This is a genomic window from Bradyrhizobium barranii subsp. apii (assembly GCF_011516635.5).
In the GTDB taxonomy this organism is placed as follows: domain Bacteria; phylum Pseudomonadota; class Alphaproteobacteria; order Rhizobiales; family Xanthobacteraceae; genus Bradyrhizobium; species Bradyrhizobium barranii.
The window spans coordinates 6,142,453-6,154,667 of sequence record NZ_CP096255.1 but is presented as its reverse complement, the minus strand read 5'-3'; the positions used below and the strand labels follow the sequence as shown (position 1 = coordinate 6,154,667).

Annotated in this window: 12 protein-coding genes and 1 pseudogene; 8 read left to right on the top strand and 5 right to left on the bottom strand. The window is 64.6% G+C overall.

Translation table 11 applies throughout. The annotated features are described in order from the left end of the window. Positions 1–20 precede the first annotated feature (20 nt). Positions 21–1,217 (bottom strand): amidohydrolase family protein, encoded by a 1,197-nt coding sequence (locus HAP41_RS29390; RefSeq protein WP_166094588.1) that lies wholly within the window; start codon positions 1,215–1,217, stop codon positions 21–23. A 157-nt stretch (positions 1,218–1,374) separates the two neighbouring features. On the opposite strand from HAP41_RS29390, the gene HAP41_RS29385 reads away from it, so the two are divergent. Next, positions 1,375–2,181, top strand: a complete 807-nt coding sequence (locus HAP41_RS29385) for a ferredoxin--NADP reductase (protein WP_166094607.1) — start codon at positions 1,375–1,377, stop codon at positions 2,179–2,181. Between the two features lie 6 nt (positions 2,182–2,187). Here HAP41_RS29385 and HAP41_RS29380 read toward each other — a convergent pair whose 3' ends face one another. Beyond that, entirely contained in the window at positions 2,188–2,997 is an 810-nt protein-coding gene (locus HAP41_RS29380) for an IS5 family transposase (RefSeq protein ID WP_166078165.1), read from the bottom strand. 217 nt (positions 2,998–3,214) lie between these two features. On the opposite strand from HAP41_RS29380, the pseudogene HAP41_RS29375 reads away from it, so the two are divergent. Further along, positions 3,215–3,536: pseudogene (locus HAP41_RS29375) on the top strand (hypothetical protein). 89 nt (positions 3,537–3,625) lie between these two features. Then, the gene (locus HAP41_RS29370; protein WP_166094621.1) at positions 3,626–4,933 is read left to right on the top strand and encodes a cytochrome P450 family protein; all 1,308 of its coding nucleotides are present in this window, start codon (positions 3,626–3,628) and stop codon (positions 4,931–4,933) included. Here the strand turns inward: HAP41_RS29370 and HAP41_RS29365 are convergent. Further along, positions 4,834–6,084: a DUF763 domain-containing protein gene (locus HAP41_RS29365; RefSeq protein ID WP_166094628.1), complete on the bottom strand. Its 1,251-nt coding sequence runs from the start codon at positions 6,082–6,084 to the stop codon at positions 4,834–4,836. The genes HAP41_RS29370 and HAP41_RS29365 overlap by 100 nt on opposite strands. A gap of 107 nt (positions 6,085–6,191) precedes the next feature. Here HAP41_RS29365 and HAP41_RS29360 point away from each other — a divergent pair. After that, a protein-coding gene (locus HAP41_RS29360; protein WP_166055883.1) for an IS630 family transposase occupies positions 6,192–7,138 on the top strand; the annotation gives its coding sequence in 2 pieces (ribosomal slippage) (positions 6,192–6,531 and positions 6,531–7,138; 948 coding nt in all). Positions 7,139–7,225: 87 nt separating this feature from the next. On the opposite strand, the gene HAP41_RS29355 is transcribed toward HAP41_RS29360, so the two are convergent. Next, positions 7,226–8,026 carry an ABC transporter substrate-binding protein gene (locus tag HAP41_RS29355; protein WP_166094639.1) on the bottom strand — a complete coding sequence of 267 codons (801 nt, stop codon included), beginning with the start codon at positions 8,024–8,026 and terminating at the stop codon, positions 7,226–7,228. 10 nt (positions 8,027–8,036) lie between these two features. Next, on the bottom strand, positions 8,037–9,014 hold the full coding sequence (locus tag HAP41_RS29350; protein WP_166094642.1) for a tripartite tricarboxylate transporter substrate binding protein: 978 nt from the start codon (positions 9,012–9,014) through the stop codon (positions 8,037–8,039). A gap of 114 nt (positions 9,015–9,128) precedes the next feature. Between HAP41_RS29350 and HAP41_RS29345 the strand changes: the two genes are divergently transcribed. From HAP41_RS29345 to HAP41_RS29330, 4 genes are read left to right on the top strand one after another with little or no spacing between them, the layout of a single operon-like run. Beyond that, positions 9,129–9,839: a TetR/AcrR family transcriptional regulator gene (locus HAP41_RS29345; protein WP_166094647.1), complete on the top strand. Its 711-nt coding sequence runs from the start codon at positions 9,129–9,131 to the stop codon at positions 9,837–9,839. A 30-nt stretch (positions 9,840–9,869) separates the two neighbouring features. Beyond that, positions 9,870–10,754 (top strand): amidohydrolase family protein, encoded by an 885-nt coding sequence (locus HAP41_RS29340; RefSeq protein WP_166094651.1) that lies wholly within the window; start codon positions 9,870–9,872, stop codon positions 10,752–10,754. Between the two features lie 52 nt (positions 10,755–10,806). After that, positions 10,807–11,520, top strand: a complete 714-nt coding sequence (locus HAP41_RS29335; protein ID WP_027517331.1) for a PIG-L deacetylase family protein — start codon at positions 10,807–10,809, stop codon at positions 11,518–11,520. Further along, positions 11,517–12,200 carry a 4-carboxy-4-hydroxy-2-oxoadipate aldolase/oxaloacetate decarboxylase gene (locus tag HAP41_RS29330; protein ID WP_166094658.1) on the top strand — a complete coding sequence of 228 codons (684 nt, stop codon included), beginning with the start codon at positions 11,517–11,519 and terminating at the stop codon, positions 12,198–12,200. Before HAP41_RS29335 ends, HAP41_RS29330 begins: the two co-directional genes overlap by 4 nt. The last annotated feature ends 15 nt before the right edge of the window (positions 12,201–12,215 follow it).

Sequence of the window (12,215 nt, the reverse complement as noted above, 5' to 3'; positions counted from 1 at the left end):
GGCGAGCTGCTCCGGCTGCGTCACTTCGCCACCACTTCCGGCACCCGGCCGGCCGGCGGCGTGTTACGGCTGCGCTGGGTGCGCACGATGCCGTCGATGATGGTCATGCCGATGCCGGGGAGGTCGCCGAGCTGGACGCTCTCCAGGATGGTCTTGCCGGGCGAGTGCTGGGCCTTGTCCATGATGACGAAATCGGCGGCGCGGCCGACCTCGATCAGGCCGCAATCGAGCTGACGCATTCGCGCGGTGTTGCCGGTGGCAAGACAGAAGGCGAGCTCGGCCGGCAAATCGCCGAGCGAGGACAGCATCGAGACCATCCGCAAGATGCCGAGCGGCTGCACGCCGGAGCCGGCCGGCGCGTCGGTGCCGAGGATCACCCTGTGCAGATCGTTCATCTCGCGCGCGATGCGCAGCGTGAACAGGGCCGAGCGCTCATTGCCGTTGTGAACGATCTCGAGGCCGCGCTTGCAGCCCTCGCAGATGCAGCGGATCTGGTCGTCGGGCAGCGCGGTGTGGCCGCCATTGATGTGGCCGACCACGTCGGTGTCGGCCTCCAGCACCACGTCCTTGTCGATCAGGCCGGAGCCTGGGATCGAGGGGCCACCGGTGTGGATCGTGCTCTGGATGCCGTATTTGCGGGCCCAGCCGACCATCTTGCGCGCCGTCGGGCCGTCCTTGACGCCGCCGAGGCCGACCTCGCCGAGCAGCTTGACGCCGGCGGCGGCCAATTCCTTGAAATCCTCCTCGACCATCTCGCATTCGATCACCGGTGCGCCGGCGTGAACCTTCACGCCGCCCGGGCGCAGATTCCAGAATGCGCGCTGTGCGAAGACCGCCATCGCCTTCAGCCCGACGACGTCGCGCGGGCGGCCGGGCATGTGCACCTCGCCGGCGGAGATCATCGTGGTGACGCCGCCATGCAAATTGCTGTCGATCCAGCCGATCTGGTTCTGGCGCGGCGTCCAGTCGCCCGCGACGGGGTGGACATGGCTGTCGATCAGGCCGGGCGCGACCGTGGTGCCGTTGGCCTCGACGATGGTGGTCGCGCCTTCGGTGTTGAGGTCCTTGAAGCGGCCGATCGCAGTGATCTTGCCGTTCTCGGCGACGATGGTGTCGCCGTCCAGGATCGGCTTTTCCAGGGCGCCGGACAGGATCAGGCCGATATTCCGGATCACGAGCTTCGAGGGTCCGGTGGCCTGGGGGGCGTCATGCGCCATGGAAGGGGCTCCTTGTTCCTAACTGCAACGCTCGCGATCTTGGGCAGCCTTGACCCCGGGAGCAAGCAGGATTATTCATTAGTACACGAATGATCGTGTACAAACGACGCATAGCTGCCCGCCTCGGAACCGCATTGGAAGCGACAGGGAAGGTGAGATGAGCAATTTCAATCAGGAAAGCGTTTTGAGCGTCCACCACTGGACCGACACGCTGTTCTCTTTCAAGACCACCCGCAGCCCGACCTTCCGTTTCCGCAACGGCGAATTCACCATGATCGGGCTCAAGGTCGGCGAGAAGCCGCTGCTGCGGGCCTACAGCGTCGCCAGCGCCAATTACGAGGACACGCTGGAGTTCTTCTCGATCAAGGTGCCGGACGGTCCGCTGACCTCGCGCCTCCAGCATCTGAAGGAAGGCGACGAGATCATCGTCAGCCGCAAGGCCACCGGCACGCTGGTGATCGACAATCTCGAAGAGGGCCGCAACCTCTACCTCATCGGCACCGGCACCGGCCTCGCGCCGTTCCTGAGCGTGATCAAGGACCCCGAGACCTATGAGCGGTTCGAGAAGGTCGTGCTGCTGCACGGCTGCCGGCACGTGAAGGAGCTCGCCTATGGCGAGATGATCACCGAGACGCTGCCGAAGGACGAATTGATCGGCGAGTACATCCGCGATCAGCTGATCTATTACCCGACCGTGACCCGCGATCCCTTCCGCAACCGCGGCCGCATCACCGACCTCATCACGTCCGGCAAGCTGTTCGCCGATATCGGCCTGCCGCCGCTGGAAGCCGCCCATGACCGGGTCATGATCTGCGGCAGCCCGGCCTTGGTCGCTGACACCCGCGTGCTCCTGGGCGAGCGCGGCCTCATTGAGGGCAATCACGGCGAGCCGGCCCAATTCGTGGTCGAAAAGGCCCTTTGCCGAGCGCTAGAGCCCGCTCCGCTGAAGCGGAGCAGGCTCTAGAGGCTGTTAGGAACCAGCGGCGAGTTTAGCGACGTTTTTGAGCATGATGCATGCGAAAGCGATGAGGTGGAGATCGGCGAGGGTCTGAGCGCATCGCTCGTAGTCTTTGACAAGTCTTCGGAAGCGTGTGGCCCACGCGAAGGATCGTTCGACGACCCATCGCCTTGGGAGCAGCACGAAGCCTCGTTTGGCCTGCGACAGCTTTATGACCTCGAGGGCAATGCCGTGTTCTGCAGCCGCCATTGCAGGCTTGTCGCCTGTGTAGCCCTGGTCAACGAAGGCGACTTCGACGCTCTGACCAGTCTCTGCCTGAATCGTCTTGGCGATCCGGCCAATCTCGGCGCGATCGTCGGTGTTGGCGGGCGTGACATGCAGCGCCAGAAGATGGCCGAGCGTATCGACGGCCAGATGCAGCTTCGAACCTTTTTTGCGCTTGGCTCCGTCGTAGGCGCCGCGGGCGCCACTCTCGGGCGTCGAGCGTAGAGTTCGACTGTCGATGATGGCGGCGGTCGGCTGCGCGGGTCGGCCAGCCGCAAGGCGCAGGATGACGCGCAGATCCTCGGCCAGGGCCTCAAAACAACCCGCGCGCAACCACCGCTGCGCCTGTTGATAGGCGATCTCCCACGGCGGCAAATCGTTCGGCATCCAGCGCCAGGGCGCGCCGGTCTTCACGATATAGCGCAGGCCGTTGAACACCTCGCGAAGCGCATGCGTCCGCTGCGAGGCGTCCTCCGGCAAAAGTGTCAGATACGGCGCAACAAGCGCCCATTCGTCATCGGAAACGTCAGAAGGATAAGGCTCGCGGGGAATCGACATCCCGCAAACCTCAACATCTATGGTTAATCAGTCCCTAACAGCCTCTAGAGTCTTATTTTGACGCGTTTTCTTGACGCGAACCGGTACCCACTTCGCTCGAAAACGCTATGGGTCCGGAATTCCTGCCCAATAAGACCGTATTTCCGCCGTTCGGCGGGCGTTGCGGCGCCGATTCCGTGCGCGATACACTGTGGGAACGAATCAGCGGAGTTCCCACATGGTTGCGGACAGCGACAGCAACATCGCCTGGCACGGTTCAGTTGAAGAAGAACCGCGCCGAGTTGAAGGCGCTCGAGACCGCGCGCTTCACGATGGGCGAGATCGCGTCTTCGAAGCGGGACGGGCAGACCCAGAAGGCGATTGCGGAACTCAAGCGCAAGATCGCGCAGTCCGAGCGCGTGGTCGCCGATCACGACAAGCGCACGCGCCGCCCCCTCGGCACCGATCTGCAAAGCCTCGCCAACGGTAGCTGGAGCCATTGGGACGCCTACACCAATCAGCAGCGCAAGACCGGTCAGCGCTCGCCGGGACGCGGATAGGCTCTCTTCTCTTCGCGCGGTTCCGGCCCTTGCGCGTCGCCGCGTACAGACCATCTGGTTGAGGCGCCACCAACCAATACGGTGATCCCATGACACCGCGCCTCGATTTCACCAGCGAGGCCTTCTTCCGCGATCCGCCCAAGGCGATCGCGGCGCTGCGCGCGTCCGGCCCGGTGATCGCGACGCGATTTCCTCTGGTCGGCGATGTCTGGGTCACCACGACCCATGACGCCACGGCGCAGGTCCTGAAGGACGGCACCACCTTCACGCTGCGCAAGGGGGACGGCAAAGTCGCCGGCCTGCGCTGGTGGATGCCAAAGCTGGTCACCACCATCGCCAACAACATGCTGACGATGGACGAGCCTGATCACACGAGGCTGCGCAGCATCGTCGACGAGGCTTTTCGCCGCCGCGCGATCGTGGCGATGGAGCCACGCATTCGCGCCATCGCCGACGGCTTGGCGAACGACCTGTTTGCCGATGGCAGCCCCGCCGACCTCGTCCAGCGTTACGCCCGCATCCTGCCGGTGTCGGTGATCTGCGAATTGCTGGGCCTGCCTGCGGCCGATCGCCCACGATTCATCGCCTGGGCCAACAAGATGTCGTCGCTGACGAATGTCGTCAGCTTCTTCCGCCTGCTGCTCGCGTTTCGCAAGATGCGCGCCTATCTCGAACAGCAGTTGCAGGTCGCGCGCGTGCAGGGCGGCGAGGGCCTGATTGCCGAGCTGGTTCAGGTCGAGCGTGAGGGCGGCCAGATCACGCCGGACGAAATGGTGTCGATGGTGTTCCTGCTGCTCGCGGCAGGATCGGAGACCACGACGCATCTGATCAGCGGCTCGGTCTACGAGCTCCTCAGAAATCCGGGCTTGCGCGATTGGCTGGAGCAAGACCGGAGTCGCGTCGGGCTCGCTGTCGAGGAGTTTTTGCGCTTCGTGTCACCGGTGCAGTTTTCCAAGCCGCGCTATGTGCGGCGGGATATCGAGCTTGCGGGCGTGCCGCTGAAAAAGGGCGATCGCGTCATGGTCATGCTCGCCGCGGCGAACATGGATCCGGCGGTGCATGACCAGCCCGAGCGGCCCGACCTCACGCGCAAGCCGAACCGCCACATCTCGTTCGGAACGGGAATTCACTTCTGTCTCGGCCATCAGCTCGCACGGATCGAGGCGGCCTGTGCGCTGGAGGCGTTGTTTGCGCGATGGCCGAAGCTCGGTCTCGCCGTCGATCCCGCGCAAATCCACTGGCGCAAGCGGCCGGGCATGCGTGCCATCGCGGAGTTGCCGGTCGTCGCGGTGGACAGTCAGCCCGTCGATTTCCGTGACGCCACGACATCGCGCTCCCAGCCGAATACGGAGCGGCCGTCGAGATCGGGCGAGGCTTCACGCTCTCCGGCGATGTAGGCCTCGACCGACGGACCGCTGGCAGTCCGCTCCAGCCGCCGCGCCTGGTCGTCAAGGCGCTTGATCGCCTGCATCTCCTCCTCGCGCCCGAGTTTTGCGTTCTGGACCGCGCCCTTCAGCACGCGGATGGTCTCGTCATAGACCTTGATCGGGACGGGGTAGGGATGCCGGTCCTTGCCGCCATGGGCGAGCGAGAAGCGCGCGGGATCGTTGAAGCGATAGGGCGCGCCATGCACGACCTCGGCGACCATCGCCAGCGAGCGCACGGTGCGCGCGCCGACGCCGGGCGTCAGCAGCAATTCCGGAAAATCGACCGGGCCGCGTTCGGCCGCGGCGGCCAGCGTGCCGTGCAGGCGGCGCGCGAACACGTCCTTGGGCCTGACATCATGATGCGCGGGCATGATCAGATGCGGGAGCATCGCCTGCGCCGGCGCGGGCGCCGTCCCGACGAGGCGTTCGAATTCTGTGAGGATGCGATCGGGGCCGAGACCGCTCAACAGTTCGAGCTGCGCGGCGCGCGAGACATCGGCGCGGTGATCGGTGAGATTGACGATCTCGCCCTGCTGCGGGCCGTCGATCGCGCTGTGCGGCGTGTCGACAAAACTCTTCAATGCTTCCGAATGCCAGTGATAGCGGCGGGCCTGCCGTTTGTCGCCGTTCATGCCTTGCTGCACCACGGTCCACTTGGCGTCTGCAGTGACGAAGAAGCCGTGCAGGTAAAGATCAAACCCGTCCTGGACGGCGGCACTGTCGACCTTTGCGACCAGGCGACTGGCCCGCGTGAGGCTCGCGCCGTCGAAGCCGACGCGATCGCCGAGCTGCAACAGCTCGTCAGGCGTCTTGCGCGAATGCTGGCCGCGTCCGCCGCAGACATAGATGCCGAGCTCATCCTGGAGTGGGCCGAGCCCGCGCTTCAGGGCGCCGATCACGGAGGTCGTGATGCCCGAGGAATGCCAGTCCATCCCCATCACGGCGCCGAACGACTGGAACCAGAACGGATGCGACAGCCGCTGCAGGAAGGCGTCGCGGCCGTAATGATGCACGATCGCCTGCGTGACGATTGCGCCCAGCGACGACATGCGGCTCGCAAGCCATGGCGGAACCCGCCCGGTGTGGAGAGGAAGATCGGCGCTGCCGGTTCGGCGAGTCATGATCGACGCAAGTTAGAGCATTTTCCGACCGGAAAGAATCGGGTGGGGATTCCCAAAACGGCGCGAGTCAGATTCAAGCTGCATGCTGGCGAGGGAGGCCAGCATGTATGGCCAGGGCGCTTTCGGTTGATCTTCGCCAAAGGGTGGTAGCCGCGATTGACGGTGGCATGTCCTGTCGACAGGCTGCTGAGCGCTTTGGTGTCAGCGCGGCCAGTGCGATCCGCTGGCGCGCTCGCCTCAAGAAAGTTGGCGACATCGTTCCTAAACGCCAGGGCGGTGACCGCAAATCGCAGCGCATCGAAGCGCATTCGCAATTGATTCTGGAGGCGGTGACAGCGAGGCCGGATATCACGCTTGCCGAGTTGCGAGAACTGTTGAAACGTCATGGAATATCGACTGGCATCGCGTCGCTCTGGCGTTTTTTCCAGCGCAGAAAGATCACACTTAAAAAAAGACAGCGCACGCCGCCGAGCAACGGCGCGGCGATATAAATGCCGCACGTGAGGAGTGGTTCGAAGGGCAAATCGACCTTGACCCTGAGCGTCTCGTCTTCATCGACGAAACCAGCGCCAACACCAAAATGGCGCGGCGTTACGGGCGCTCGCCACGCGGCGAGCGATGTCGTGCAGCTATCCCACACGGACATTGGAAGACGACGACGTTCACCGCTGGATTGCGCTCCGACGGTCTGATCGCGCCGCTTGTTCTGGACGGTCCAATGGATGGCGACGCTTTCCTGGCCTACGTCGAGCAATTGCTCGCCCCATCGCTGCGGCCGGGCGATACCGTTATCATGGACAACTTGCCCGCTCACAAGGTCCATGGCGTTCGAGAGGCCATCCAGGCGGTCGGAGCTAGCCTGCTCTATCTTCCGCCCTACAGTCCAGACTTCAACCCGATTGAAATGGCCTTCTCCAAACTGAAAGCGCTGTTGCGGGCCGCCGCAGCCCGCACCATGCCCGATCTCTGGCAAGCAATCGCCAACGCTCTCAAACGCTTCTCACCCGAGGAATGTCAAAATTATCTCGTCGCGGCTGGTTACGACGCAACGTGATCGGAAAACGCTCTAGCGCAGTTCGGCGACGGTTGCATGGAGGGAATACTGTATTGGGCAGGGCGGGAGGACACCCCAGTCCGCGAGCTACTCGCGCGTCGCCTTGGTTGCGCCGCGCAGGCCCGCCTGCTGCTGGATCGTGTCCAGCGCGCCGGACGAGTGCTCGTCCGCGACGAAGCGGTTGAGCAGGGGGAGGGCATCCTCGCGTCCCCTGGGGATCGCGATGGCCATATGCTCGGCGCCCCAATTGCCGTCGAGGATTTTCGCGCCCGGCATCTGATCGGACATCTCGAACAGCGTCGGCTTGTTGGTGGCGTAAAGGTCGATCTCGCCGCGGCCGAACATGGCGATGGCGACCTTGACGCTTTCCGCGGGAACGATGGTCGCATTCCCAAACTTCGCCGGCAATGTCCGTTCCGAGGTCGAGCCCTTGGTGACGCCGATCTTCACGCCCGGTCTGTCGATGTCCTCGATCCTGCCGATCGGCGAGTTCGCCGGGACGAGATAGCCGAGCTCGATCGCCAGCACGGGCTGGCTGAAGCTGACCTCGTTGGCGCGGGCCGGCGTGGCGTTGGTCACGGTGAAGTCGACCTGGCCGTCACGGATCGCGGTGACGATGTCGGCGACGCGCTGAAACCTGACATAGTCGACGGCAACGCCGAGCCGTTTGGCCAGCTCGCCGCCGAGATCGTAGGCGAGGCCATGCGGCTTGCCGGCTGCATCCGTCACCATCGAGGTCGGGCTGCCCGGATAGATGCCGACACGCAACGTGCCGCTCGGCGCCAGCAGCCTGACTTCGCCATCGGCGCGCGCGGGCGCGCCGAGCAGGCCGGTCATTGCAAATGCGAGCAGGGCAGTGCGCGCAAATCGCCGGGAAGAGGTCCTCATGTGGCGAGCCTCACTGCGCACGGATGTCGGCGGCCTTCAGCACCGGCTCCCATTTGGTCGCCTCGGCGTGCATGTAGGCGTCAAAATCCTTGGCGGAGGAGCCGACCGGCGAGGCGCCGATCTTGCCGAGCGTCGACAGCACGTTCGCGTCCTGCAGCGCCGCCTTCAGATCGGTCTCGAGCTTCGCCACGATCTCCGGCGGCATCTTGGCAGGTCCAAGAACGCCCCACCAGACCGAGACGTCGTAGCCGGGGACGCCTGATTCCGCGATAGTCGGCACATTCGGCAGCGCCTTGGAGCGTTCGGCCGAGGTCACCGCGAGCGCGCGCACCGGGCCGCCTTCGAGCTGGCCGATCGCTTCCGCCAGCGGATTGATGCTGAGTGGGATCTCGCCAGCGATAACGGCGGTCAGCGCCGGTGCGCCGCCTTTGTAGGGGATCGCGACGATCTTGCTGCCGGACATGTATTTGAGCAGCTCGCCGGCGAGATGCGCCGAGGTGCCGTTGCCGGACATGCCGTAGGAGAGCTTGTCGGGCTCCTTCTTTGCGGCGGCGAGGAGATCGCCGAGCGTCTTGTAGGGGCTGTCCTTCGCGACCACGATCGCAAGCGGCGAGGAGGCGACCTCGGTGATCGCGGTGAAATCCTTGAACGTGTCGTAGGGCACGCTCGGATAGATGAACTGGTTGAGCGGATGGCCGCTCGCGACCAGGATCAGCGTGTAGCCGTCCGGGGCGGCCTGCGTCAGCGCTTGCGAGGCGACGATGCCGCCGGCGCCCGGACGGTTGTCGATCACCGGCTGCTGGCCCCAGGTCTTCGCCAGCGCCTGGCCGAGCGTACGCGCGAGCACGTCGACGGCACCGCCTGCCGCGTAGGGCACAAGGATATGGACCGGCTTGCTCGGGTAATTGTCGGCCGCCTGCGCGACGCCGCCCAGCAACAGACCGGCGCTCAGCATCAAACCGCCGATTGTCGTGTTCAAACCCAGCATTTTCCAGCACTCCTTGCGGGCTTTCGCATCCTGCCTCGGTGTTCCGAGTCGTCCGGACGTCGCCCATGGTTCTTGTTGACGAGACTTGATCTTTTGTACGATAGTACAAATCACATGGTACGCAAGCCCACCAGCAAGGAAACGGCCCGCAAGCCGAACATGCGCGAGGCGATCCTCGCAGCGGCGGAGGAGCTGTTCGCCACCAACGGCTTCAATGCGGTCTCGGTGCGCGACATCGCGCAGGCCGCCGGCGCCAATCCCGGCAGCGTGACCTATCATTTCAAGACCAAGGACGGCCTGCTGCTGGAGATCTACCAGCGCCATTGCGGGCCGATGAATTTGCGCCGTTCCGAGCTGCTCGCCGCCGCCAAGCGCGTGCGGGATCTCCAGGACCGGCTGGAGGCGATCGTGCGCGCCTATGTGGTGCCGGCCTTCACCTCGGGCAGCGATCTCGCCGGGGGCGGGGCGCGCTTCACGCGGCTGCGCGCCGTGATGTCCGCCGAAGGCAACGAGGTCGTGCGAAAAATCATCGCGCAGACCTTTGACGACACCAGCCATGCCTTCATCGACGCAGTCCACGAGAGCCTGCCGCATATTCCGCGCACCGACATCGTCTGGCGCAGCCACTTCCTGCTCGGCGCACTCTATTACTCGCTGGTGACGCCGGATCGCGTCTCGCGCCTGTCGCGCGGCGAGGCCGACGGCAGCGATGCCGCCAGCGCCATCGAGCAACTGGTGCAGGCCACCGTCGCCGCCTTCCAGGCGCCGGCGCTCGATCAGGCCGCGCCGGTACGGCGGCGGCCGGTCGTCAGCAGCAAGACTTGAAAGAAGCGATCTCGCTCGGCGGTTCACCTGATGACAACGATTTACACGCCGACCATTCCGCCGCCAGATCCGAACACGCGCACGCCGAAGTTCAAGCTGCCAAAGCTGTCCTGCGACGCGCATTGCCACATCTTCGGGCCCGGCGCGACATACCCTTACGCGCCTGACCGTTCCTACACGCCGCCGGATGCGCCGCTGGAGGATTTTCGCGCGCTGCATGCCAAGCTCGGCGTCGAGCGGGCCGTCATCGTCAATGCCAGCGTGCACGGCACCGACAACACGGTCGCGCTCGATGCGATCGCGCAGAGCAATGGCGCCTATCGCGCGGTTGCCAATATCGACGACGCCATCACCGAGCGTGGGCTCCAGGTGCTGCACGAGGGAGGTTTCCGCGGCTGCCGCTTCAATTTCGTCAGCCATCTCGGTGGCGTCCCCGACAAGAGCGTGTTCAACCGCGTCATCGCGATGGTCGCGCCGCTCGGCTGGCACATCGATCTGCATTTCGACGCGATCGACCTGCCCGAATATGCCGACATGCTGGCAAAGCTGCCGCTGAGCTACACCATCGACCACATGGGGCGGGTGAAGGCGTCCGAGGGGCTCGACCAGCTGCCGTTCAAGATCCTGATCGAGCTGATGCAGCGCGACGAGAAGTGCTGGGTCAAGATCTGCGGCTCGGAGCGGGTGTCCTCGGCCGGGCCACCGTTCACGGACGCGGTGCCGTTCGCGCGAAAGATCGTCGAGACCGCGCCCGACCGTGTCATCTGGGGCACCGACTGGCCGCATCCCAACGTCAAGGTGATGCCGAATGACGGCGACCTGGTCGACCTGATCCCGCTGTTCGCGCCGGAGACGGAATTCCAGCAGAAGATCCTCGTCGATAATCCCGCGCGTCTGTTTGGGTTCGACACATGACGGTGCTCGCGATCGATACGTTGCTTATCAAGGAAAGAGGGGAGTTCGTCCCATGAAAACAGGTCTCGTGATCACCGCCCATCCCGGCGATTTCGTCTGGCGCGCCGGCGGCGCCATCGCACTGCATGCGAAGAAGGGCTATCGCATGAAGATCGTTTGCATGTCCTTCGGCGAGCGCGGCGAGAGCCAGTTCGCCTGGAAGGAAAAGGGCGCGACGCTGGAATCGGTCAAGGCCGGCCGCAAGGACGAGGCGGAGCGGGCGGCGAAGCTGCTCGGCGCCGAAATCGAGTTCTTCGACTGCGGCGACTATCCGCTGAAGCTAACCGAGGCGCATTTCGATCGCATGGTCGACATCTACCGCGAGCTCAATCCGAGCTTCGTGCTGACGCATGCGCTGGAAGATCCCTATAATTTCGACCATCCGAACGCGGCGCATTTCGCGCAGGAGACCCGCGTGGTCGCGCAGGCCATGGGCCACAAGCCCGGCGCGCAGTACAAATATTCGGCGCCGCCGGTGTTCCTGTTCGAGCCGCACCAGCCCGAGCAGTGCAACTACAAGCCGGACCTGCTCCTCAAGATCGACGAGGTCTGGAAGGAGAAGTACGAGGCGTTCCAGATCCTCGCCGCGCAAAAACATCTCTGGGGCTATTACGAGCGCGTCGCGCTCAACCGGGGCATCCAGGGCAGCCGCAACACCGGCGTGCCCATGACCTATGGCGAGGCCTATCAGCGGTTGTTCCCGACGGTTGCGGAGGAGCTGGCATGAAGCCCGTCGTCGTTCGCAACATTGAGCGAGCCGATCCGGCCGGAATGGCGGAATACGGCGTTTCGACCGTGCACGAGGCGTATGGCCGCATTGGGCTGATGAAGCCTTACTTGCGGCCCGTTTGGGCCGGCGCGTCGATCGCTGGCCCCGCCGTCACGGTGCTGGCACAGCCCGGCGACAACTGGATGATCCATGTCGCCGTGGAGCAGTGCAGGAAAGGCGACATCCTCGTCGTCGGCTGCACCACTGATAACACCGACGGCATGTTCGGCGAGCTGCTCGCGACGTCGCTGCAGGCGCGCGGCGTGCAGGGGCTGATCATCGACGCCGGCTGCCGCGACGTCAAAGCGCTGCACGAGATGAATTTTCCGGTGTGGTCGCGCGCCGTCTCGGCCAAGGGCACGGTCAAGGCGACGCTCGGCTCGGTCAACATTCCCGTGGTCTGTGCCGGGGTCAACGTCGATCCCGGCGATATCATCGTGGCCGATGACGACGGCGTCGTCGTGGTGCCCAAGCGCTATGCCTCTGAGGTCGCCGAAAAGGCGAAGAAGCGCAACGCGGACGAGGGTGGCAAGCGCAAGCGGCTGACCTCGGGTGAGCTCGGCCTTGACATGTACAACATGCGCGAGGCGCTGGCGAAAGCCGGGCTCGTCTATGTCGACAATCCCGAGGACGTCTAAGGCAATCAGCGGAGC

Excerpts from the sequence above, each read along its gene's own strand:
- HAP41_RS29390 (WP_166094588.1), bottom strand. The coding sequence starts at position 1,217 with ATGGCGCATGACGCCCCCCAGGCCACCGGACCCTCGAAGCTCGTGATC.
- HAP41_RS29385 (WP_166094607.1), top strand. The coding sequence starts at position 1,375 with ATGAGCAATTTCAATCAGGAAAGCGTTTTGAGCGTCCACCACTGGACC.
- HAP41_RS29380 (WP_166078165.1), bottom strand. The coding sequence starts at position 2,997 with ATGTCGATTCCCCGCGAGCCTTATCCTTCTGACGTTTCCGATGACGAA.
- HAP41_RS29370 (WP_166094621.1), top strand. The coding sequence starts at position 3,626 with ATGACACCGCGCCTCGATTTCACCAGCGAGGCCTTCTTCCGCGATCCG.
- HAP41_RS29365 (WP_166094628.1), bottom strand. The coding sequence starts at position 6,084 with ATGACTCGCCGAACCGGCAGCGCCGATCTTCCTCTCCACACCGGGCGG.
- HAP41_RS29355 (WP_166094639.1), bottom strand. The coding sequence starts at position 8,026 with ATGAGGACCTCTTCCCGGCGATTTGCGCGCACTGCCCTGCTCGCATTT.
- HAP41_RS29350 (WP_166094642.1), bottom strand. The coding sequence starts at position 9,014 with ATGCTGGGTTTGAACACGACAATCGGCGGTTTGATGCTGAGCGCCGGT.
- HAP41_RS29345 (WP_166094647.1), top strand. The coding sequence starts at position 9,129 with ATGGTACGCAAGCCCACCAGCAAGGAAACGGCCCGCAAGCCGAACATG.
- HAP41_RS29340 (WP_166094651.1), top strand. The coding sequence starts at position 9,870 with ATGACAACGATTTACACGCCGACCATTCCGCCGCCAGATCCGAACACG.
- HAP41_RS29335 (WP_027517331.1), top strand. The coding sequence starts at position 10,807 with ATGAAAACAGGTCTCGTGATCACCGCCCATCCCGGCGATTTCGTCTGG.
- HAP41_RS29330 (WP_166094658.1), top strand. The coding sequence starts at position 11,517 with ATGAAGCCCGTCGTCGTTCGCAACATTGAGCGAGCCGATCCGGCCGGA.